Source organism: endosymbiont GvMRE of Glomus versiforme, from assembly GCF_003546845.1.
The window spans coordinates 61021-81647 of record NZ_NWVA01000003.1 but is presented as its reverse complement, the minus strand read 5'-3'; the positions used below and the strand labels follow the sequence as shown (position 1 = coordinate 81647).

General features: G+C 35.7%; 33 protein-coding genes and 1 pseudogene. 2 read left to right on the top strand and 32 right to left on the bottom strand.

The window, feature by feature from the left end:
- Positions 1 to 110: 110 nt before the first annotated feature.
- Positions 111 to 2606: a hypothetical protein gene (locus GvMRE_RS07320; RefSeq protein ID WP_147410567.1), complete on the bottom strand. Its 2496-nt coding sequence runs from the start codon at positions 2604 to 2606 to the stop codon at positions 111 to 113.
- Between GvMRE_RS07320 and GvMRE_RS07315 the strand changes: the two genes are divergently transcribed.
- Together GvMRE_RS07315 and GvMRE_RS07310 are read left to right on the top strand one after the other, a co-directional pair.
- The gene (locus GvMRE_RS07315) at positions 2575 to 3288 is read left to right on the top strand and encodes a hypothetical protein (protein WP_147410566.1); all 714 of its coding nucleotides are present in this window, start codon (positions 2575 to 2577) and stop codon (positions 3286 to 3288) included. The two genes, GvMRE_RS07320 and GvMRE_RS07315, sit on opposite strands and share 32 nt — an antisense overlap.
- A gap of 604 nt (positions 3289 to 3892) precedes the next feature.
- Entirely contained in the window at positions 3893 to 4111 is a 219-nt protein-coding gene (locus GvMRE_RS07310) for an SH3 domain-containing protein (protein ID WP_147410565.1), read from the top strand.
- On the opposite strand, the gene GvMRE_RS07305 is transcribed toward GvMRE_RS07310, so the two are convergent.
- The 31 genes and pseudogenes from GvMRE_RS07305 to GvMRE_RS07175 form a co-directional block, all read right to left on the bottom strand.
- On the bottom strand, positions 4108 to 4743 hold the full coding sequence (locus GvMRE_RS07305) for a hypothetical protein (protein ID WP_147410564.1): 636 nt from the start codon (positions 4741 to 4743) through the stop codon (positions 4108 to 4110). The genes GvMRE_RS07310 and GvMRE_RS07305 overlap by 4 nt on opposite strands.
- A complete protein-coding gene (locus tag GvMRE_RS07300; RefSeq protein ID WP_147410563.1) occupies positions 4743 to 4952 on the bottom strand; it encodes a hypothetical protein in 210 nt (69 codons plus the stop codon). Before GvMRE_RS07300 ends, GvMRE_RS07305 begins: the two co-directional genes overlap by 1 nt.
- Positions 4953 to 4982: 30 nt before the next feature.
- Positions 4983 to 5564, bottom strand: coding sequence for a hypothetical protein (locus GvMRE_RS14530; RefSeq protein WP_425451142.1), 582 nt, complete (start codon positions 5562 to 5564; stop codon positions 4983 to 4985).
- Between the two features lie 512 nt (positions 5565 to 6076).
- Positions 6077 to 6757: pseudogene (locus GvMRE_RS14525) on the bottom strand (AAA family ATPase); the annotation flags it as partial.
- Positions 6758 to 7412: 655 nt separating this feature from the next.
- The gene (locus GvMRE_RS07290) at positions 7413 to 7721 is read right to left on the bottom strand and encodes a hypothetical protein (RefSeq protein ID WP_147410561.1); all 309 of its coding nucleotides are present in this window, start codon (positions 7719 to 7721) and stop codon (positions 7413 to 7415) included.
- An 829-nt stretch (positions 7722 to 8550) separates the two neighbouring features.
- Entirely contained in the window at positions 8551 to 9588 is a 1038-nt protein-coding gene (locus tag GvMRE_RS07280; protein ID WP_147410559.1) for a hypothetical protein, read from the bottom strand.
- A gap of 95 nt (positions 9589 to 9683) precedes the next feature.
- Positions 9684 to 10328, bottom strand: a complete 645-nt coding sequence (locus tag GvMRE_RS07275; protein ID WP_147410558.1) for a hypothetical protein — start codon at positions 10326 to 10328, stop codon at positions 9684 to 9686.
- 5 nt (positions 10329 to 10333) lie between these two features.
- Positions 10334 to 10558: a hypothetical protein gene (locus tag GvMRE_RS07270; protein WP_147410557.1), complete on the bottom strand. Its 225-nt coding sequence runs from the start codon at positions 10556 to 10558 to the stop codon at positions 10334 to 10336.
- Position 10559: 1 nt separating this feature from the next.
- A complete protein-coding gene (locus GvMRE_RS07265) occupies positions 10560 to 10958 on the bottom strand; it encodes a hypothetical protein (protein ID WP_147410556.1) in 399 nt (132 codons plus the stop codon).
- 136 nt (positions 10959 to 11094) lie between these two features.
- Entirely contained in the window at positions 11095 to 11421 is a 327-nt protein-coding gene (locus tag GvMRE_RS07260; protein WP_147410555.1) for a HigA family addiction module antitoxin, read from the bottom strand.
- A 61-nt stretch (positions 11422 to 11482) separates the two neighbouring features.
- Entirely contained in the window at positions 11483 to 11728 is a 246-nt protein-coding gene (locus GvMRE_RS07255) for a type II toxin-antitoxin system RelE/ParE family toxin (protein WP_147410554.1), read from the bottom strand.
- Between the two features lie 42 nt (positions 11729 to 11770).
- A complete protein-coding gene (locus GvMRE_RS07250) occupies positions 11771 to 12904 on the bottom strand; it encodes a hypothetical protein (protein ID WP_147410553.1) in 1134 nt (377 codons plus the stop codon).
- 1 nt (position 12905) lies between these two features.
- Positions 12906 to 14408, bottom strand: coding sequence for a coiled-coil domain-containing protein (locus GvMRE_RS07245; RefSeq protein WP_147410552.1), 1503 nt, complete (start codon positions 14406 to 14408; stop codon positions 12906 to 12908).
- 81 nt (positions 14409 to 14489) lie between these two features.
- Positions 14490 to 14621, bottom strand: coding sequence for a hypothetical protein (locus GvMRE_RS14380; protein WP_281267958.1), 132 nt, complete (start codon positions 14619 to 14621; stop codon positions 14490 to 14492).
- Positions 14611 to 14853, bottom strand: a complete 243-nt coding sequence (locus GvMRE_RS07240; RefSeq protein ID WP_147410551.1) for a hypothetical protein — start codon at positions 14851 to 14853, stop codon at positions 14611 to 14613. The genes GvMRE_RS14380 and GvMRE_RS07240 overlap by 11 nt, the downstream gene beginning before the upstream one ends.
- The gene (locus GvMRE_RS07235; RefSeq protein ID WP_147410550.1) at positions 14846 to 15496 is read right to left on the bottom strand and encodes a hypothetical protein; all 651 of its coding nucleotides are present in this window, start codon (positions 15494 to 15496) and stop codon (positions 14846 to 14848) included. The genes GvMRE_RS07240 and GvMRE_RS07235 overlap by 8 nt, the downstream gene beginning before the upstream one ends.
- Positions 15489 to 15653, bottom strand: coding sequence for a hypothetical protein (locus GvMRE_RS13700; RefSeq protein ID WP_172575308.1), 165 nt, complete (start codon positions 15651 to 15653; stop codon positions 15489 to 15491). The genes GvMRE_RS07235 and GvMRE_RS13700 overlap by 8 nt, the downstream gene beginning before the upstream one ends.
- Before the next feature lie 89 nt (positions 15654 to 15742).
- Positions 15743 to 15967, bottom strand: coding sequence for a hypothetical protein (locus tag GvMRE_RS07230; protein ID WP_147410549.1), 225 nt, complete (start codon positions 15965 to 15967; stop codon positions 15743 to 15745).
- 3 nt (positions 15968 to 15970) lie between these two features.
- Positions 15971 to 16285 (bottom strand): hypothetical protein, encoded by a 315-nt coding sequence (locus GvMRE_RS07225; protein WP_147410548.1) that lies wholly within the window; start codon positions 16283 to 16285, stop codon positions 15971 to 15973.
- Position 16286: 1 nt separating this feature from the next.
- Positions 16287 to 16691 carry a hypothetical protein gene (locus tag GvMRE_RS07220; RefSeq protein WP_147410547.1) on the bottom strand — a complete coding sequence of 135 codons (405 nt, stop codon included), beginning with the start codon at positions 16689 to 16691 and terminating at the stop codon, positions 16287 to 16289.
- Positions 16692 to 16836: 145 nt separating this feature from the next.
- Positions 16837 to 17442 (bottom strand): tyrosine-type recombinase/integrase, encoded by a 606-nt coding sequence (locus GvMRE_RS07215; protein WP_147410546.1) that lies wholly within the window; start codon positions 17440 to 17442, stop codon positions 16837 to 16839.
- 453 nt (positions 17443 to 17895) lie between these two features.
- Complete coding sequence (locus tag GvMRE_RS14375; protein WP_281267957.1) at positions 17896 to 18018, bottom strand: hypothetical protein; 123 nt, start codon at positions 18016 to 18018, stop codon at positions 17896 to 17898.
- The gene (locus GvMRE_RS13695; RefSeq protein WP_172575307.1) at positions 18018 to 18158 is read right to left on the bottom strand and encodes a hypothetical protein; all 141 of its coding nucleotides are present in this window, start codon (positions 18156 to 18158) and stop codon (positions 18018 to 18020) included. The genes GvMRE_RS14375 and GvMRE_RS13695 overlap by 1 nt, the downstream gene beginning before the upstream one ends.
- On the bottom strand, positions 18145 to 18390 hold the full coding sequence (locus tag GvMRE_RS07210; RefSeq protein WP_147410545.1) for a hypothetical protein: 246 nt from the start codon (positions 18388 to 18390) through the stop codon (positions 18145 to 18147). Before GvMRE_RS07210 ends, GvMRE_RS13695 begins: the two co-directional genes overlap by 14 nt.
- A 5-nt stretch (positions 18391 to 18395) precedes the next feature.
- Positions 18396 to 18650 (bottom strand): hypothetical protein, encoded by a 255-nt coding sequence (locus GvMRE_RS07205; RefSeq protein WP_147410544.1) that lies wholly within the window; start codon positions 18648 to 18650, stop codon positions 18396 to 18398.
- On the bottom strand, positions 18634 to 18870 hold the full coding sequence (locus GvMRE_RS07200) for a hypothetical protein (protein ID WP_147410543.1): 237 nt from the start codon (positions 18868 to 18870) through the stop codon (positions 18634 to 18636). The genes GvMRE_RS07205 and GvMRE_RS07200 overlap by 17 nt, the downstream gene beginning before the upstream one ends.
- 43 nt (positions 18871 to 18913) lie before the next feature.
- A complete protein-coding gene (locus GvMRE_RS07195; protein WP_147410542.1) occupies positions 18914 to 19375 on the bottom strand; it encodes a hypothetical protein in 462 nt (153 codons plus the stop codon).
- Positions 19375 to 19575 carry a hypothetical protein gene (locus GvMRE_RS07190; RefSeq protein ID WP_147410541.1) on the bottom strand — a complete coding sequence of 67 codons (201 nt, stop codon included), beginning with the start codon at positions 19573 to 19575 and terminating at the stop codon, positions 19375 to 19377. Before GvMRE_RS07190 ends, GvMRE_RS07195 begins: the two co-directional genes overlap by 1 nt.
- A gap of 22 nt (positions 19576 to 19597) precedes the next feature.
- Entirely contained in the window at positions 19598 to 19930 is a 333-nt protein-coding gene (locus GvMRE_RS07185; protein ID WP_147410540.1) for a hypothetical protein, read from the bottom strand.
- A complete protein-coding gene (locus GvMRE_RS07180) occupies positions 19930 to 20115 on the bottom strand; it encodes a hypothetical protein (RefSeq protein WP_147410539.1) in 186 nt (61 codons plus the stop codon). Before GvMRE_RS07180 ends, GvMRE_RS07185 begins: the two co-directional genes overlap by 1 nt.
- The gene (locus GvMRE_RS07175; RefSeq protein ID WP_147410538.1) at positions 20075 to 20614 is read right to left on the bottom strand and encodes a hypothetical protein; all 540 of its coding nucleotides are present in this window, start codon (positions 20612 to 20614) and stop codon (positions 20075 to 20077) included. The genes GvMRE_RS07180 and GvMRE_RS07175 overlap by 41 nt, the downstream gene beginning before the upstream one ends.
- Between the last annotated feature and the right edge of the window lie 13 nt (positions 20615 to 20627).

Genomic DNA, 20627 nt, shown 5'->3' with positions numbered 1-20627 from the left:
GATCTCTTCCGGCAGTTACTAGGTCGGCAGCCTCTTTAAACTCTTTGAGAGCTTGGTATTGGTCATCAGCAACGTTGTTAACTGCTGCATTAAGTTGCGCTTGGGTTCTATTAGTTCAGTCGTTCGCTGCATCTCCCCCTTGGATTTAACTGCTGGTTGATACCAGCAATTCCCGAAGCCCCTTTAATTTCTCGTAAATGAGCTAATAACACCGCAGCCGCGTGTTTAGATTCAGCAGTAATTAAACCAGCCCGATTGATTATGGCTTCTTCAGCAGGGTCTAAATTGACTCCGTTAGTGCCGGTATCTGCTCAATTTCCTTGTCCGTCGTTGGAAAGCGGGTTAACTGCTAAGGATTTAGCTTGCACAAAGCCTCACAAACCGCCGGCCGCTGAGTTAGCTTCATTAGTTAAGTCAAAGCGAGTGCCATCCCCGATATCAAAAGCGTTGGCCCGAGTTCCATCATCAGCGTGAGTATTGTTATGAACATTTTCGTGTTCTATTCCTAAGTTGTAAAGTAAGCCCGCGGCTTTTTTGCTGAGGTCTTTGGCATCGTAAGCAGTAATTACTCCGGCTCCAGCAGTTTCTCCTACTCGATCGTTAGCAGTGTAGTTGCGATCCACCCGGTTGCCTTTGAACCGAATATCCCGAAAGTCTTTGAGATTTGTTGTGGCGTGCATTCTTGTTGCCCGATTTAACACTTTATTTGCTAATCCTTCTACTCTCGTTGTGTGAAGTGTATTAAAATCATCATGGTTAGCTCGGGTTCAAACTTTACCCTTGTGACTGTTTGGATTATCTCTGTAAGCTTGTTCAAATTCTTGTAAAACTGCTAATTGGTCGGCGTTGACAGTGCCATCGGCAATTGCCGTATCAATAGCCGTTTGGTCTTTAGTGAATCAATTATTTCTTGCTTCATTTAATAAATAGTTGTTGCCTGTGTTCGCTCCTTTAATGGCTCGTAAAGTGGATAACAACACTGCTGCGTTGTGTTTGGCTTCTGCGGTATCGAGAGCATCATCACTAATAAAAGTTTGCTCTTCAGCAGTTAAAGCAATTTGACTATCAACCCAAGTGTTTAATAAAAAAAGATTGCCGACAACACCAGTATAAGCACTAAGAGGGTTATAAGTAAGAGAAGAATGTTCCACAACGTCTTTTAATCATGGTTCTGTTCTTACATCAGGATTAGCAGTATCTGTTGCTGCTGTGGTGGTGTTTGCTAAAACCGTTATCATAGCACGACCGACTCCTGAATTATAAAGCAGACCAGCCGCATATCCAGTAATTTGTAAATCAGCATTACCATCATCACCCATCCTGTAACTATCAATAACATCATCGGCAACTGTTCTTGCTACTAAATTGCCTGTAATTGCTGTTTTACGAAAGCCCCATCTAAATGCTTGAGTGATTTTATTATTTCCTAATGCTTTTCGTGTACCTTCATCATTGATTCTACGAAAAAAAGTTCATCAATCAGCCTCACTATTTACCACTTGTTGGAAAAAATCATCATTATTTGCTAAAACTCTTTTGGCGGCTTTTCCTTCCTGAATTAAGCGAGTATAGAGAGCTATTTCTTCTCAAATCAAGCCTAGTTTGGTTTTTAAATCCTCTAAGGTGTTATCAATTGTTCAGTTATGAAAAATTGGTTGAAAATCACCACAAATTTTTCCCATGGTATAACTACGAATATTGAAGTAATTATTAAAGTTAGGGTTGTCAGGGTCAGCATCATCGTAAAAATCTCCTCGGTTGTCAATTGAGTTTCTTCGGATATCATTAGGGTCAAATAATACTCCTGCAAGTAAAGTATGAATAGCTTCATCACCACGATTAACTACCTTAGTAGCATCTTCAAAAAAATTAAAAAGGAAATATAAATCCGCGACGCTTGTCATATTATTTATACAATTTCTTACCAAGTTTTTATCACGGTCTAAGTTAATTCCATAATTGTTTACCATTTTGTTGGCACCATCATCTAATCTACTGGTTATGAAATTATTTTTTGCGTGAGTTAAAAATGCTGGGTCAGTGGCGAGATTGTTTAATGCATCTTGCAAATTTGTAGCATTGCCAGGTTGAAAAGCATTCCGTGCACTTAATGCAGTATTAAGAGCATCAATTTTTTTAGTAGTTTCTTCATTAAGTCCATATTGTTTTGCCCTTGCTCTACTTCTAAGTCATTTAAGGGAACTTCTTCCTGTATCTACACCATCAAAAGAAAACCTTACTCATTCGTTAACTGCTTCTTTTATTTCTTTTTCATTGTTACTTTTAATACTTGCTTGAACTGCTTCAAAGATAGTATTTTTAGCATAATCACCAAAACTTTCTAATAATCCTCTGTGGGTACCACCTTCAATACGATGAATGAATCTTTTCGCTGCATCACCTCTGTGTTCATCTAATTTAATTACCATGTCTTTATTTTTAACTTTTTCAACTTTAATTATATTATCTATTTTAATCTCACTTCTATTTATTGAAGAATCGTCTTCATTGAATTCTATTTCAACTTGCTCTCTCTCTCTCTCTCTCTCTCTCTTGTTGTAAAGGAGGTGCTTTATGAATAGTGAGCAAATAAATGTTATTCTCAATGATTGCTTTGCTAAACTAGAGCAAATAAGTCAAAAAGAAAAAAAACAGTTAACTATACAAAGTTATCAAAACCTTAAAAAAATTCAGAAAAAAGCTCGAAAGCTAACTACAACTTGATTGAAAGAAGACGACGAAAAGGCTCAAATTGAGGCAAGAATAGATAATTTACAACAACTTTTATCAGAAACAGAAAAAACATTTCCTGAACAAATAAGAATAAGAGCAAATTGGCTAGATAAAAACAAGAAAAGAAAAATAGTTCCCTTTTGTCATCATGATCAAGTTTATTGGCCACGAGATAAAGGAGAACATCCATGTTGCCTCGACTGCGGTGATAATAAAAGCAGGAGTTTCTTACATAATCTACAATTTAATTATCACCGAATAAATATTAAAGATTGACTAGGTTATCGCGGGCTTGACACTCGTGAGCTTAAAGAAACTAGATATCAATTTGGTAAACTAAGTAAAGCAGAATATACTAACGTAGAACAAGTACAAGAAGCTTATCTAGAAATAGAAGAAGAATTAAGCCAAATAGCTAATGAAAAAAACTTAGATCGTTCAGGAATAGTGGCTGATGGCGATAGATGTAAAGATAGGAAAACTAAGCAATTAAGAGAGAGAGAGAGAGAGAGAGAGAGAGCAAATTTGCCCTCAATGCAATCAATCTTTAACTAATCAAAAAGTTATTTGATATAATGAAACAGTTAACAATGGCAAAGAATTCTGTTCAGAAATTTGCTGCAATACCTATTATGAACAACAACCAGTAGAACTTGACAATGACGATAATTCATTACTAGCTCAAGACATTCGAGAACTCCGTCAAAAAATCCAAAAATTAGAAGCTAATCCTCGACCTGATAACCCTGAATGGCAAAATTATCTAGACTTTCATAAGAAAAGACTGACTGAATTAGAGAATGAACTTAAACAAATTAGTAGTAGTTCTGCTCATAATAATTATTCAAATCCTAATAAGCCACGTAATAAGCCATCAACAAACTCAAGCAATCCTTCGCCAGTTAAAAACAAATCTTCTTCTAATTCAGCAAACAATTCAAATCAAGGCATTAATTTTCAACTCAACCAATTCTTTTCCCAGGCTAAGCAACAAATCATCCAAATCTATGGAGAGAATTCCAAAGAATACCAAGAGTTATTAGAACAAGAGAAGTTATTATCTCATACCTCCCCGGAAGAGCAACAACAATTCCTCAACTTAGCCCGAGAACTGAGTCCGCTCCAAAGCAAAATAACTTTTAACCCTGAAACTAAAACCATGGATTTATCTAAACTTAATGCCAAAGAACAAGTCAAGTATGCTAGAATAACCCAAGAAATCAGTGAATTATTAACTAAATTGAAGCAAGAACAAGCCAAGCAAGAACAAAAATCTAATAATCTTAAACTAGTTTTATGGATAGGAGGCAGTTTTATATTAGGTGCTGGTTTGGTTGGTTTGATTGTTTGGTTAGTGATGAGGAAAAGAAAAGTTTAATATCTTCTATCATCTTTAATGGCAACTTGCCATACAACATAAATAGCTAAGCAGATCAGGATATTTTCTAGAGTAAGAAAAGCCATAATGCCTTTTTTGTCTCCGTCATCGGAACCTTTACCGACAGAAGTGATATTTTTGTTGTTATCTTTAATTCTATTATTAAGGTCTTTTATTTTGTCAGCAATTTCTTTTTTTTCATTTCTTATATTGCCAAGTTCTTCTTCAAGAACGACAACTTTTCTTCTTCATTTAGTTCTTTCTTCCTCAGAAAGAGAAGAGTCATTGGCTTTGTTTTTGGCATGCTCTAACTCTTTTTCTTTTTGTTTTTCTTCGGTGTCTAGTTCTTCATGCCTGTTTTTCAACTCATTAATTTCAGTATGAAGTTTCTCATTATCTTTCTTCAAAGTCTCAATAGTTTGACCTCTGATTTCAAGGTCCTTGGTTTGATTTTTAGTTTTGGTTTCTTCTTGATCTAATTTGCTACCAATAAGGTTTCCAGCAATAGCTCCTCCTCCGCTGGCTACAAGCAAAGGCACTACTACTGCATAAGCTGTTCCTCCAGTCATAATGACACAAGCAGCACCAATAGCACAACCAGCACAAGTGCAAAGTGTTTGCCAAAGTCCCATTATTTGGTGACTCCTTTCGTATTTTTTTCTTTCATATTTAGTTCTTTTTTTAGTAAAGCAAGTTGGTTGGTAAATTCTTTTAATTGTAAGTGATATTGACCAATTAAATTGGCTCAGGATTTAAGGGAAGCTTTGGTGTTTTGGATTAGGGATTTAATTTGGATTATTTTTTGGTTTAATTGTTCAATTTCTTTGTTGTTTTTAGTCATAATTTTTTTTGTTTTTGTGAAGTTAATGGGCTAAGGGCTTCAGTATCTCCTCCTTCCTCGGTCGCTGTTTAAGTGTTCTCCTATGGAAGTGAGGAGAATAGAAATTTCATTAGAAAAGTTGTCTATACTAGTAGACATGGCATTTTGACCCACATCTATTGAATCTCTGATTTCGGTGATAGTATCATTCATTTCATTTAATCTAGCATCAATAGCTTTACAGATATCCTTGCTGAGTTTGTTGGTAGTAAGTTTTAGGGTTGAATCCACGGTGGCTAATACTTCTTCTAGTTTCGGATTACGGGGATTGATAAACTCACCTTCAAAAGCTTCTAATTGCTTGCTATCATAAAGATGCCAAAAGAACTCAAAGAATTCGCCTCATTTAATTTTTACTTTTTTGTCTTTTGGTTCATTATCATCATCTTCTTGTTCCTCGATGTTTTCTTCGTCTCTTTCAGGTTCATATTCAGCACCAGGATTATTGTTAATAAACTTATTTCAAAATTCTTTTCTAGGATTGGTGGCACCATCTTTTTCTTTGCCAAGGAAATCCCGGTCAAAGATAATTTTGTTAAATCGATTAACCCACTTATTATCTTCAGCATTCAAAGTCTTATTTTTTGTTCAATGCTCAGGAAACTGGTGACTAATGCCTGCTTGCTCAGCGTANTGGCTAATACTTCTTCTAGTTTCGGATTACGGGGATTGATAAACTCACCTTCAAAAGCTTCTAATTGCTTGCTATCATAAAGATGCCAAAAGAACTCAAAGAATTCGCCTCATTTAATTTTTACTTTTTTGTCTTTTGGTTCATTATCATCATCTTCTTGTTCCTCGATGTTTTCTTCGTCTCTTTCAGGTTCATATTCAGCACCAGGATTATTGTTAATAAACTTATTTCAAAATTCTTTTCTAGGATTGGTGGCACCATCTTTTTCTTTGCCAAGGAAATCCCGGTCAAAGATAATTTTGTTAAATCGATTAACCCACTTATTATCTTCAGCATTCAAAGTCTTATTTTTTGTTCAATGCTCAGGAAACTGGTGACTAATGCCTGCTTGCTCAGCGTAATAGGTAAATGTTTCTAAAGTTCAACTAAAATCAAGAGGATTGCTTAATCTTCCTGACTGATAAACGGCTTGATTAACATTATCTAAATGGTTAGTAGCCGCAATTCACAAGTTTTTACTTTCTTCTTTTTTGTTATCACTACCCATGCATTCTTTTAGAAAAGTTAATTGTGAAGAGGCATCTTTTGGCGGTAAAAGGTGAGTTGTGCATATTTGGTCGGCTTCATCAAGAAAAAGAATGTAACGAACTTCGCCATCTTCTTCTCTTCCAAAGTTAAAATTGTCTGCCAAATCGTGAGTTATAGTGCTAATAGTGTAAATAAACTTTATCAAAAGACTAACGCCCGCTTCATTATCGGGTTTTCTAGGAGTTAAACTTGAACCTTGAATCACTACTAATGGGTATCTGTCGGCTTCATAAGCCATTTTTTCCGCCATTACTGATTTACCAGTTCGTGGTGCTCCGTAAAATAAAGCATTGTTGTCTAAATTGCTCGGATCTCGAGGGTTGAATGTTCCTCTTGCAGGGTCAGGCTTAACTTTATTTTCTCATTCTTCGATTAAAGGGCTAAATTTATAATCTTTTACTTGTTCTTCAAGAGTAAGTTCACCATGACCATTGGCTTTGGCGAGTTTTTTTTCCTCTTCGGATAAGTCATTTCAGAGAGATGGTGGAAATTGTATCCTGTAAATGCCATTAATATCAAAACTTGGTGGTTCTTCTCCAAGCATCTTAGACATTTTGGTTCAAGCATTTTCAAAACTTTGTCTGTTTCTTATTAGCCATCTATCGGCTCAATTGTGTATTTGCCTTCTCCAGTGAAGACCTTGTCTTTTAAATCTTTCTTGCTCAATTAATCCAACTGCCTTATTTTTAACTTCATCAAGTTCTCTTAGAGAAGTTTTTTCAATCTTTTCTGTGCATTGCTCAATAATCTTTTTGATTTCTGGTAATTCTAGTTCTGTTTCAGTGCAGGCTGCTTTTACGAACTTAACTGCCTCTTCTTTTAACTTTCTTGGCTTATCTCTTTCCTCTTCTTCCAGCTCCTCTGCCTTTTTGTCAATTGCTTTAAGAATTTTTTCACCAAAAACTTTTACTTGTGATGGCAAAAAAAGACTATTTAAATGTTCTTCTCAATTTTCTTTTTCTTCTCATAAAGATTTGTCCAGTTTCTCAGGATAAACTTTAAAGTTTTCTTTAAATGCTTCTTCAATTTCTTGCTTAACGCGGCTTCTTTCTTGCGGTAAGTAGCCTAGAAAGTAGTAAGCAATTCCACCAATTAAAAGCAAAGCAATTAGCATAGTGGCTTGCTTTTGTTTTTTCTTGTTTTTGGTTTCAGCAAGTTTTTGCTGTTCTTGTTCGTCAAATTCTTCGTAATACATGGTTTTATTCTCTTAATTTCTTTAAAAGTTCAACTCTTTTCAATACTCTTTCTTCCATAGCTGCTTCAACTCGTTCTTTACGGCGTAAAACTTCGGTAGGGTCTTCTTGTTTAGTGAGGTAATAGATGACAAAAACTAGGAGAGCAAGAATTCCAATTAGAATCAAGCCGCGTTGTCAGGGTTCTAGGTTAGTGTAATGAGGAGTGAAATTATCTCATAATTCTCCGGCTTTTTGTTCTAGTTTTTGGGTTTGTTCACCAAGCTTTTGTTTGATTTCTTCAGTGTCAATATCAAGGTTAAATTGTTTAGTCATAAGTTTTAATAATAATCATCATAGCTACTAGGTCTGGGTTGGCTATTGCTTTGGTTCACGAGGAGGAAAAGGACTACTAGAGCTACTACAGCAAAAATAATTAATTGTTGGTTAGACTGAGCGTCATCGTCTTTTTTTCTTTTGTTTTTTGGAGGTTTTTTATTATTTCTGTCAGGGTCATCACTATCGTTGTCGTCACCAAAAGGATTGTTAGGGTCTTTGGGGTCTTTATTTCGACCGCTTCCGCCTTCTCCGTTGCCATTGCCACCACTTCCTGAACCATCTCTACCGCCTTTTTCAATTGCTCTTCGCATTGCTTCAATCATGTCGGAGACATACTTGCTGGGGTCAAATCTGAATTTATTAGAATGTGCCTTATGTTCTGCGTATTTTTGTTGGAGTAATTTGCCGTCGTTTTCAATTTCTTCTAAAAGGGCGGCTTTTTCAGATGGACTGATATTTGGATCCATAGCTTTTCGCTTATTTTCTTCCATTCTTGCTTTTATTTCGTTTATCTCTAATTCAAGTTGTCTCAATTCCTCNACTCTTTTCAATACTCTTTCTTCCATAGCTGCTTCAACTCGTTCTTTACGGCGTAAAACTTCGGTAGGGTCTTCTTGTTTAGTGAGGTAATAGATGACAAAAACTAGGAGAGCAAGAATTCCAATTAGAATCAAGCCGCGTTGTCAGGGTTCTAGGTTAGTGTAATGAGGAGTGAAATTATCTCATAATTCTCCGGCTTTTTGTTCTAGTTTTTGGGTTTGTTCACCAAGCTTTTGTTTGATTTCTTCAGTGTCAATATCAAGGTTAAATTGTTTAGTCATAAGTTTTAATAATAATCATCATAGCTACTAGGTCTGGGTTGGCTATTGCTTTGGTTCACGAGGAGGAAAAGGACTACTAGAGCTACTACAGCAAAAATAATTAATTGTTGGTTAGACTGAGCGTCATCGTCTTTTTTTCTTTTGTTTTTTGGAGGTTTTTTATTATTTCTGTCAGGGTCATCACTATCGTTGTCGTCACCAAAAGGATTGTTAGGGTCTTTGGGGTCTTTATTTCGACCGCTTCCGCCTTCTCCGTTGCCATTGCCACCACTTCCTGAACCATCTCTACCGCCTTTTTCAATTGCTCTTCGCATTGCTTCAATCATGTCGGAGACATACTTGCTGGGGTCAAATCTGAATTTATTAGAATGTGCCTTATGTTCTGCGTATTTTTGTTGGAGTAATTTGCCGTCGTTTTCAATTTCTTCTAAAAGGGCGGCTTTTTCAGATGGACTGATATTTGGATCCATAGCTTTTCGCTTATTTTCTTCCATTCTTGCTTTTATTTCGTTTATCTCTAATTCAAGTTGTCTCAATTCCTCAACTCATTTATAAGTTTCTTTTTCCAATAAGGATTTTACTTTTTCTATTTCTCCCTTATTTTTCTTGATTACTTTTTCTACATGTTTATCCATGGCTTCTTCGCTTCAAATAATACAGATACCAAACATAGAACTGTGAGCACCGATATGAGGTCTTAAGCCATTAATAGCTTCTTCACATCTTCTGACAAAATCATTCTTTTTAGAATTGAACTCTACTTCACTAGTGCATTGTTTTAAGACGTCTTTGATGTTTCCTAAACTTTCGATATTGGCAAATCCTCTCGCTAAAGTCTCACAGTCTTCATGTAAATTATGAAAGGCACCATAATTACAGTGTCCACCAGTTCAATAACCAGCATCACCAGAAGCTTTGCTTTTAGGACGGGTTCTTCCTGCTCTGCTAAAAAGTCTTTCTATTTCTTGGACACTATATCCTTTCATTATCTCATTGCTCCTTTCCTCATTCCTTCATCTTTTTCCAACCTGCTTCACTTCCATAGCATTCATACTAAAACAATCACTACCGGTAAAAAAAATACCCCAAACTAACCCCACATAACAATTCTTTCCATCATACTTTTTCTTTAAAATCTCTAATCATGCTTTCCTCCTTTAATAATCTTCCCTAAAAAGCCAAAAAAAGTCCAACCAATAAATCCTACTAATCAGAAAGTTAGGCCAGTAATAATTCCAATCACCATTCACCCACTCATTATCCATGTCTCCTTTCAATCATTCTTTCTCATTCCCCTAACTTCTTTCACTGAAATAACTTTTTGATTTAACCCTTGACAGCTATTCTGTAAATCTTTAAATTCCGGTAAGGTATTAATTTCAGCAGTTATTCCCGCCTCTAAAACCTTAATTAATTTAGTTAAATCAGCTTGATTATTAGCATTAATGGTTCATTTTCAAGTTAAATTACTCCTAGAACCACCTCATTCACTATTGTCTTTCATGGCTGCTGATACTGAAAATTGGTCAACAGCATCACTGGCAAAGACTATTTTGCTTTTACAGAGAGGTGAATTATTTTCATAAACAAGCAAGTAGCAGCTAAGCAAACTCATTTCAAATTTAACTGTTGCTGAGGGAATTCCTCGGTTAGTTATTAAACTTGCTTGTTTTTCTTCATCCCAGGTTAGTGAGGCTAATAATCTTGTAATATCTCCTGAATCACGAAAATATTTAAGTTTCCTAACTAACTCCCTGAGAGAGAATGGTTTTTTTATGGTCATAGTTTTTATAAACTCCTCCCTAATTCTTGAAACTCTTTAATAAGTTTCTCTAGTATTTTTTCATTTTCTGAGTTTTCTTTCATTTGGATTTCTAGTTTTCTATTGCTTTCAGCTAACTTTTGGTTAGTTTCAGTGATAGTTTGGGTATTGGTGGCTAATTTAGTTTTAATTTTGGTTTGGAGTGTGCTTCACTCTGTGGCTAATTGTTGTAATTTTTCTTTTAAGTTCATATTATTTGATTTCTTGGTTTAGTTTTTGCATAGAGGCTATTAGGTTAGTGAGGGTATTTTCAAGGTCTTGGTCAGGGCTAAAAGGCTGGTTATCAGTTTGTGTTTCTTTATCATTAGTAGGCTTTTGGGCAGGCTTTAATTGGCTTTCTAACTTTTTTTTAAGCATAGTTAAGTTTCAAGATTTATTAGTGTTTATTCCTTGCTCTTGGGCTCAATTGGCAACTTGATTTCATTGTTGGGTTAAGAGGGAAATTTGTTTATCACTTAAATTAGTTTGGGTTTGGATAGATTTAAGGACAGGTTGGGAACTTTTAGGAATAGTTTTTGGGTGTTCTTGTTTTTGACTGAAATAATAGACTATTAGGATTAAAAGAATAGCAATTATTAAGATTTTATTCATAGATTAGTTGGCTTTTAGGGAATTAAAGGGTAAAAGGACAAGTTAACAGGACAGTAAGGCAAATAAGAAGTAAAGCAAAAGGGAAAATATGAATATTTTTAGTGATAAAAGCGATAAGCAATAAGGATATAATTTATTAATAATTAGCCGGCAAAGGATGGACTTCTCGGCGGATTTGTTTTTCTTGGCTTTCTAAATAATCTTTTCAGCATTCTCTTTCATATTTGTGCTGTAAATTAAGCCAAAAGTCCATTCCGTTTGGTCCCATATTGAAGTAGATACCTAAGCGGTAAGCAGTATCAGGCGTGATACCTCGTCTTTCTTGACAAATCTCATTAACTCTTTTAGTGGAAACATTGATGCTGCGAGCTAATTCGGCTTGGCTAAGTTTAAGAGGAACCAAAAATTCTTCTCTTAATATCTCTCCGGGGTGAATGGGCGGTAATTTCTTAGTTTTTTTCATATCTTTATTATCTTTTTTCATCATGATAGTCAACTACTTCCACTTCATAGGCATTTCCTTTTTATCAAATGAAGCAAATGCGGTATTGTTTATTGATCCGAATGCTGTGCTGACCTTGTCTTTTTCCTTTTAATCTTTCTAAACGATTGTGAGGAACTGTGGTTAAAACTCTTAAATCAAGAGCAGCATCCAACATTTCTAACTTTCGGCTAAGCACTTTTTCAATATTCTTTAACTTTAAGAGAGGTTTTCTTTCGTAAAAGAATTGTTCTAAGTCTTTTTGCCAACGGTGGAAAGTTTTAATCATTATGATTATGGATATCTTCAATCCATATTATATTTTTAAGCATTAGTCTCATTTACACCATTTCTCACCCCCTATTTTACTTTTTCACTCTCATCTAAACTCTTGGCAATCACTGGAAGTATACTTTTTCTTTAATTCTAGTTTGCCAGTTTCTAGTAGTTCTAGAATACAGAAAATTAAATAAACTCCACAGTTATAGCCGTCTTGTTGTTTGTCTCCTTGGAGAATTTGGATATTATTTTCTAATTCAGTAATCTGGCTAATGAAAGGCTTTAATTGCTTTACTTCACTTTCTATTCCTTTGCCTGAGGAGGTGTAATAAACTTGATAATTAGAGCATTCCTCAGCAAAAGTTAAGTCTTGTAAAATAAACAGTCCTCAGTGATCACCACTGACTCGCAAAGGAAACAGGGTATATTCGGCTTTATTTCACTCTAATTCTTGGAGGAATTCAGGCAAATCTCATTCCTGTTGGTCTTTAGCTCTTTGGAAAGCATTATAGATATTAGCGATATCGGTGCGGAGTGTGAATTGTTTTTGCTTAGTTAAAGCTTCCTGTATTCTTGGGTGATTGCTTAAAATAAACTCTAAATTATCATCAGTAAGTCAGCCATGGTCAGTTTCATTAGTTGGCTTAGAAACAGGCAAATTAATTCATTCTTTTAAGGGCTGGCTAATTAATTCCTTAAAACCATCTAAGCTTTTTAGGTTCCAGAGAATTTGTAAGTATTCATAGCGAGGTTTGTTTTCAGTTTCTAAGGTGTTGATTGCTTGGGTTATTTTGGCTTTTTGTTGCGGGTTAGTGAAAGTAGTTTGCCAGATTTCTAGGGAGGTGAGGATTTTTTGGCGATAGTGTTCATCAGGATTAAGGGATTGTTCAGTGATATTTTGGGCAGGTTCTAGGGCTTCTGGTTCATAAGTAGTAGCAGGGCAATGGATAAATTCAGGGTCTGGGATTGAAATATCAGAAGGAAAGTTAATTATGGGCGAGTGAGGAGGAGAGGGCGAGTTAGTAGGTGGGATACTGGACTTTTTAGGGTTAGTGATGGGCAGGATTGGCTTAATAACAGGTTTTTTTTGAGTAATAATAGGTCGGGGAGGCTTAGTTTCTTGGTTTAGATAATAAATCACTAGGGCAAGGATAATTAAAAGAATTAAAATCTGGGCTTTTGTCATACTAACTCATTAGGAAATAGAGCACTATCAGGGCAATAATCACATAAATTCAGAGGTTTTTATTAGTGGGATACTTAGCTTCTAATTGTTCTTGCAAAACTTGCTTTTCTTGCTGAACTCTGGTTAATTCTTTTTGAAGATTTTGGAAAGCATCGCCTTCTACTGAGGCTGATTCTAGTTTAGTAATTCATTCAGTGAGTTTAGTGATTTCTTGCTGGGCTGTGTCTAATTTAGTTTGGAGGTCAGTATTGCGTTCTTGGATTAGGGCATAGGATGCTTGTTTTTTGGTTAGTTCTTGGTCTTTTTGGTTTAAGGTGGTTTGGTAGGAAGTTTGGTTTTGTTGGCTTTGATTTTCAGTGTTGGTGAGTTGGTTTTTGGTGTCTTCTAAGTTTTTTTCAGTAGATTTTAAGGTGTCTCGTAAATAGTCAGCAGATTGCTTGAATTTATCTTTTTCTTGGTTGAGTTCTTGGATATTGGTTTCTAATTTTTGCTTTTCTTTCTCTCATTCATTAAGGGCTTCTTGTCGTTCTTTTAAAAGCCTTTCCTCAGCGGCTTTTTTCTCTTTTTCTAGGTCTTTTAGCTGCTTTTCCAAAGCAGTTTTTTGCTCTTGTAATTGTTTTTCTGTTTCAGTTTTAGTTTTTAGGTTAGTTTCTAACTGAGCAACTTTTTCAGTTAATTCTTTTTTCTCTTTTTGGCTGGTATTAGTTAACTGAGTAATCTCCTGGCGCAAATTAGTAATAGTTTGCTCACTATTAGTGTGTAAATTGGTTAATTCACCCTGTAATCTTTCTTTTTCTTGCTGGGTAGCTTTTTTCAGTTGAGTAATTTGCTGATTTAAGTTGATAATAGCCCGATTAAGGATAGTTTCAGTTTGGTTTCTGGCTTCTTGTAAGCGAGTTAATTGCTCTTGTTTAGCGGTGATTTGTTGTTCCTTATGGAGAATTTGTTGTTGATAATTAGCTTCTTTGGTTTCTTGCTCAGTAATCTTGGCTTCTAGAGTTTGGATTTTTTCTAAGAGTTCTATTTCTTTACGGAGATATTTAGTGGGCTGGCGGGTATTATCTCGCACATTGGCTAATTCTTGTTTTTTACGCTGGATTTTAGTGTTTAAGGGTTCACTGGGGTCGCTAGTAGTTTCATTTCAAGAACCGGGCATACTATTTCTTTCTGATTCTAATTCAGCTAACTGAGCTTTTAATTGGGCTATTTCTTGCTTATACTTATCTAAAAAAGTAAAAATGCCTAAATTAGGACATGCCACCGTTACAACTCCATTTAATTTAACACAATTGCTAAAATCAGCCAAAGTTAAATCAGGACAATCTCGTAATTGTAAACGAATTAGTTTAGTTAACTTTTCAGCTTTAATAGCAGTTATTTTTTGTGGTTGATAACTAGCACCCATTAAGACCAATTTTTCTAAATTAGAGAAGTCGTTGAGGTCAACTTCTCCTTCCAGAATAATTTCGTTAAAGTTTTCTTCTTCTTCTCGGGTAAGAACCATTGGCAAGCCACTTCTTCTATTTGTTATGTATAAAATCTTTACTTGCTCTCTACTTTCCCGAGTAGGAAACTTTTCATTTAATTATTGTTGGGCGTTTATCATAATTGCCTTCTGTTTTGTGTGCTTTTGTAGACAATCATAGCAAAGATTTTTGTAATCAAGCCCAGAGTAGATTTGTGTTCCCGCTTCTTTTTGGCATTGGCTACACTTCATATTTTCCTCCTTTTGCTCTCTCTCTCTCTCTCTGGTCTACTTCTTGTTTTCACTTTTGGGCTACTGTTTGGGTATAAATCCAACCTTTTTCGGCAAAATCATCCTTTCCTTCAACAAAAGCGTCAAATCGATTTTTTATTAACGGAAACACATCAGTTCATCTTAATCCGTCTTGTCTTTCCGGTTTTTCTTCTAATCACTGTTTAAACTCCTCAAAGTTATATTTAGTCATAATATTTTTCCTTTCGGGTTAATCAGGTGGCTAGTAAATAAACTGCGGCGAGTAAAAACACTGGTCCTCAGTCTCACCAAGAATTAGTTTCTTTAATGCTCTCGGTATTATTTATCCTTAGTTCTGCGGCTCTTTGGTAATCTTTTACTTGCTGATTTAGGTCTTGATTTTGCTGTTGAGTTTGGTTTAATTTATTCCTTAATTGCTTGTTTTCAGTTTCTTGGCGAGTAATTTCTTGGGTGGCATCTTTGACAGTTTCTTTTAATTCTTGCTGTAGTTCAGCGATACGAACATTAGGCGCTTTTTTTAAGTTATCAATTTGTTTCTGGGCTAAGGTTAATCAATCCTGATTTACCGAATCTAACTGTTGCTCTTTTTGGTCTAATTCAGCAATGGCTTTTTGGAGATTAGTGAGATAGTTTTGTGCGGTTTGCTGACTAAAAACTAATTCTTGCTTTAATTGCTCTATTTGCTTAGCTAAATTAGGCTGTTTTAGGGCAGGTTGCGAAGCAGTTCTTTTTAAGGGAATAGATTCAGGAGCCGCCGGAATATCCGACAGAGATTTGCTTCTCTTTAAATGTGAAGGCTTAATTCCCGGCTTTACTTTTTCTTTTAATTCTTTTTGGTGGGCTTGTTTAGTCATGGTCTTTGGGTTTTAATTCATTAATTTGTTCTTGTAAATGGTCAAGATCTTCTTTTCAGGGCTTAGTTTCAGGAGGTTTAGGAGCATTAGTGTTCTGGTTTCGGTAATAAAGGTAAATTACTAGCAAAGCAAGCAAGATTATCAGGATAATAGTCATATTATTTTCGGGTTTGTTTTAAATAGCAAAATCAGCAAATATCAATTAGAGGGCTAGGGAAGACATATTTCTTTTGGCAAAAGAGGCAATTAGGCATTAGCAGTTTTTTCTAGTTTTTCTATTTTGGCTTTAAGGGCATCAAGTTGTTTTTGTTCTGAACCGTTTTTCTTTTCTAAACTGGCTGTTCTAGCACTAAGTTTAAGATTATAACCGAAAAACATGGCTAATAAAAAAGTGATAACCCCAAAAGCTCCTCAGGCAATTTGCAAAGCTAATTTGCCATTCTGGGCGGCTAATTCACAGCAATCAATCATGTTCTATTTAGACCTAATAAATTCGCTTAAACCTTTGCCTAATTGTTCATAGCCGTCTTTAATTTTCCGGGCCGCTTTAGCTCGGGCTTGGGACATTTTAGCATTAAGGGCTAGGGCATTAGTTTTACATTCATGGGCTACTTGAGTGATTTTTTTAGGTTTGATTCCTTTTTGGCAGCAAGCAGACATGCATTGGAAGTAAGCGGCGGGGTTTTTGGTTGGTTTGGCTCTAACTAGGGCAGTGGAGACTTTTTTGGTGATTTTCTTTTTTACTGCCTGGCGAGCAGTTTTAGGTTTAGTTTTTTTTATTTGGGGCATATTATTCTTTCAATTCTTGTAAACTGGTGTTCTCGAAGTTCGGATAATCACTTAATCAATCAGCTAAAGCTTTGACTACTAAGTCAAAATAAGCACAAACTAAGTCTTGGCTGACGTATTCCATGTCCGTTTCAGTTCAACTTTGGTGGGTTATTTTTTTTTGGTACTCTTCATTATCAGCATAAGAATTAGGCAATTCTTCTCTTAAAAGCACACAGTAATCAATATCTTTTTCAGGGTCAAAGACTTCCGGAGTGGCAGAAATAGGAAGCGTTTTTTCAATTAAGTTAGCAATTAGGGATTTAGAGTGTTCTGCAACTTCTTTTCAGAAGATTTCTTTGGGAGTAAGTTTAGGACTAGGGCGAGAAACAGAGTTTTTAATTGTTTTGTTAGACTTTTTAACCATGGGCATAATTAATCTTTCTTAATTCATTTAGTGTAAGCTCAGGTTAAGGCTAAACCGGCAATAATACCGAGGGCTAAGTAAGTTATTTTTGATTCTTTTATTTTTGTTGGGAACATAATTTTTTTCTTTTAGTGCCTTTTGAGGATTAGCACAAAAATCCTTTGCGTTGGAGACTGTTGAGCAGGAAACGAGTGTCTTTTTTTAAATAGCGTTCAGTAGTTTGAAACTGGGAGTGACCAAGGAGTTGCTGAATGGCAGGAGGTTCAAGGTGAAAATCATAATGGAGAATGGAAGCAAAAGAACGACGGAGAGTGTGGGGAGTAATCTTTCAGGACAGGTTTAATTCTTGGGACTGCTTTTGGAGATATTTTCAAACTGCCATCCTTGAAATAGACTTCCACTTATCTTTTTCTGGGTCAGATTTAGCTTTCTTGGCAATATAAGGGTGATTAAGTAAATTGAATACTAAACGCTGTTTGTTTCCTTTTCCCCGAACTAGAAAGGCTTGTTTATCTTCTACGGGAATAGTTTGCCAAGGGAAATTAATGGCTTCACTGACCCGAAGACCAAGAAATCCCATTAAAAGGACACACTCTAAAAGTTTATCATGGCGATAGGAAAGGTGAATTGAAGAAGGAGTTTGGCACAGGGCTTGTAATTGGGTAAGAGTTAAGACATTTTCTTGAACTCTTTTTTTGGAAAAGGAGTCAAAAGTGATTGTTTGAGATTGTTTTTTAGGAAAGGGTAGCATAGATTTTTTGTTTTTGTAAACTTGGCAATTAGGGCTTTTGTAAACTTAGGGCTAATTTAAGGGCTATCTAGGGAAAGTAAGTTGACAAAATACCAGATTAGGTAAACTGGGGAGACGGATAACGAGCAAACCGATATGCAGATTCAAAATAATTTTACGTCCATAAACATTGCTTGACAAGGCTAGTTTTTTACTCCCCAGCAAGAAGGGCAGGAAGTATTGATGAATGATTAAAAGTTGGCTGGGAAAAAGCTAACTAGGGAGCTTATATGATAAAAAAAGCATTAGCGTTATAGGATCTAGTTTTTATCTCCCAGCAATTCTAACGCACAGTTTGAATCTTAAAAGGCAACAGAGTTAGGGAAGTATTCAGTAAGGTTTCTACTGTTTGTTGGATTAGGAAACCGCAAGCAACTGCTAGTAAACTACAGAAAATTAGGCTACCAGTAGACATTATCAATCTCCTCCTAAATAATGGTTCAATTGTCTAAACTGTCCTGCTCCAGTGTGAACTCAATGACGGATATAAAATCCAGCCACTAAGCAAATGGCGAATCAGATAAAGTATTTACTCATTAGTATTCTTGTTCGTTTTCTTCTTCGTAAGTGTGGCGGGAAGTAATTGGGGCTTTTTTTTTGCTTTTATAAAAGGCTATAGCATAAGGGATTAATAATCCTGCTGCTATGCCTAAGGCTAAGTATTTAAGGTTTTTCATAGTTGATTAGGATTCATTGGTTAGTTTCTTGGTAAGTGAGATTAGAAGGCTTTTGCTGATTTAATTCATAATTTCAATAAGCATTACCGGCTTGAATTAAGACTTGCTTAGTGGGTTCAGCGTATTTAGGAATAATGGTTAATTCCGGTTTAATAAAACTAGCAAGAGAGGCAGTGCGAGAGGTTATAGTTAAGCCCATTACGGCTCATTTTAGTATTTGATATTTATTCATAGTTTTTAGTTATTTGGAACAAGGTACACAGGAAAGGGTTTGTCTGCTTCCGCTATCTGCACATTGGTTCTTGCGGCAGTAATTCGGTTAAGAAATAGATAAACAGTGACCAACACTAAGCCTGCTAGCGCAATGTTTTTGCTTGTTAATCAGGAAGTGAGAGGGTTAGAGACTAGTTCGGATTGCTTAAAGGTAATAGTTCCTTCTTTGATTCTTTGATCAAGTTCTTCAAGTAATTCTTGGTTAGTGAGTTGATTCATGGTTATTTGGTTTTTGGTAAAATAGGTTGTGGACACGGTTAAATCCGCATTTGGGATAAGGAGACTTGGGATTAGTTTTCACTAACGGACAGGCTTGATGTTGGATAATGAAGCTAGGGAGGATGATTAGGAAATTGGATTGAGTTAGGTCTTGTTGAGTGATAGTTTGTTGGCAGTTAATACAGGTAACTTTAATTGAGAAGGTAAAGGTGAATTGCATGTTATTTATGCTCTATAAGGGAAGCAATAGGGAAAAAAAGATTTTATTTGTGAATAATTGGAATGGGCTGTAAATTAGTTAATTCTTTAATTTTTGGCAAAGTTCAAAGGTAAATCTCTAATTGTTTAGTGAGCATCTGGTGGCGTTCGTTATGTTGGTCTTCGAGATAAGGATATTTTGGATCATAATCTAATAAAAGGCAATGGGCAATCTCGTGAGCAATAGTGCGAACAAAATAAGGAAAAGTGAACTCTTCAACTGTTTCCACATCCATTAAGTGTAAGGCATATTTGTAATTAAAATGGACAGTTTTGGTGATGATTTCAGTATTTCCTACCTTTTCTCGGGTTGGCCTGGTGCGTCCTTTTCAATTATAACTCATTTCTCAGCCACCAAACTTGATGTAAGAAGAAGCATTAGGGAGAGGAGAAAGGAAGAAAAAGACCACAGCACGACAATTCTGATAAACTTTATTGATGGTATGTTCAAAAAAATCTTGGAGCATTAGTTTCTTTTACTTTTTCTTTTTGGTAAATAGTGTGGTTCGCCGATATCTTCTTGAGTACAATTAATTTCACTTATTCACTGATGAGAAGGAGCCTTTTTTTTTGGTGATTTTTTAATATCCTTTTTTAAGTCTTCGGTGAAGTCTTTTCATCATTTTTTATCTAAGGGATTTTGAGTGCTGGTTATTCGTGCTGGCATAATAGTAAACTATACTATAATTTTACTTATTATTCATAAGTTTCTGACTAAATTCTTGGGGTCTTAAACTCACTACATAAGGCACTAAATAACCCACTAAACTACCTAGTACTAAGTATTTTCACTGAATACCCTTGGGATTATCTTGCCAAAAGTAGGCTAGGGCTAAAAGCAGAAACACTGCTAAAAGGATGGCAATAATAACTTGCTGAGTGTTGGCTCCCCGGGCAAAGTTTTCTTTTAAGAGTTCTTTATATTCTGTGCTTTTGGTTTCTATGGTGGGTTTGATTTTTTCATCATAAAAGTTGCTTAAAGCACCTTTGAAATCAGGCATTCAATCATTTCAGGCGAGCATTATTTAGTTTCCTCTCTTTTTATGTAATGGTAAACAAATATTCCCACTAGGGCAGTGGCTATGAGAGCATAAGTGATTAATTGGATAGTTTCAGAATGCTGGGGAGCCAAGGATTTTAAACTACTGGCTAATTCATTAAGATTGCTAGGCACTGTTAGCGTTGGTTGGTTCTGAATTATTGGCATAATTTTCTTTTATTTCTGGAGGCTGTTCTGGAGTTGCTTGCTGGTTCTGCAATTGTTGGGCTTTGGCTTGTCTTTCTTGAAACTTAGCAGCTTTATCAGTTGCGTTAGCAGAATTAGGATTTAAAGGCTTGTTTTCTTGGGCATAAGGAGTTCAATGAGGTTCTGGTTTATAGTTAGGCTTAGGGATGGGCTTGTTTTCAATAGGCTTTTCTTTGGCTTCTTTGTCGTTTTCATACATCTCCCTAAATTTCCAGTAAACTGTTCCTCTTTTATCTAAGCGTTCAGTGCCGACAAATTTTTGTTCAGCAACTTTAAGAATGTAAATGGTTTTGCCATCTTTAATGTCTTTTCAGAGCAGGATGCGCATTTTATTAGGGTCAATATGGTGACATTGGCAGGTAGCATTAGAGAGGAGTTGAGGCTTTTCTTGGAGGAGTTGTTGTAATGCTTTAGTGATTAGTTCTTCGTTGGCTTGATGGATTAGTTCAGGATTATTCATAGTAGTTTAGAGG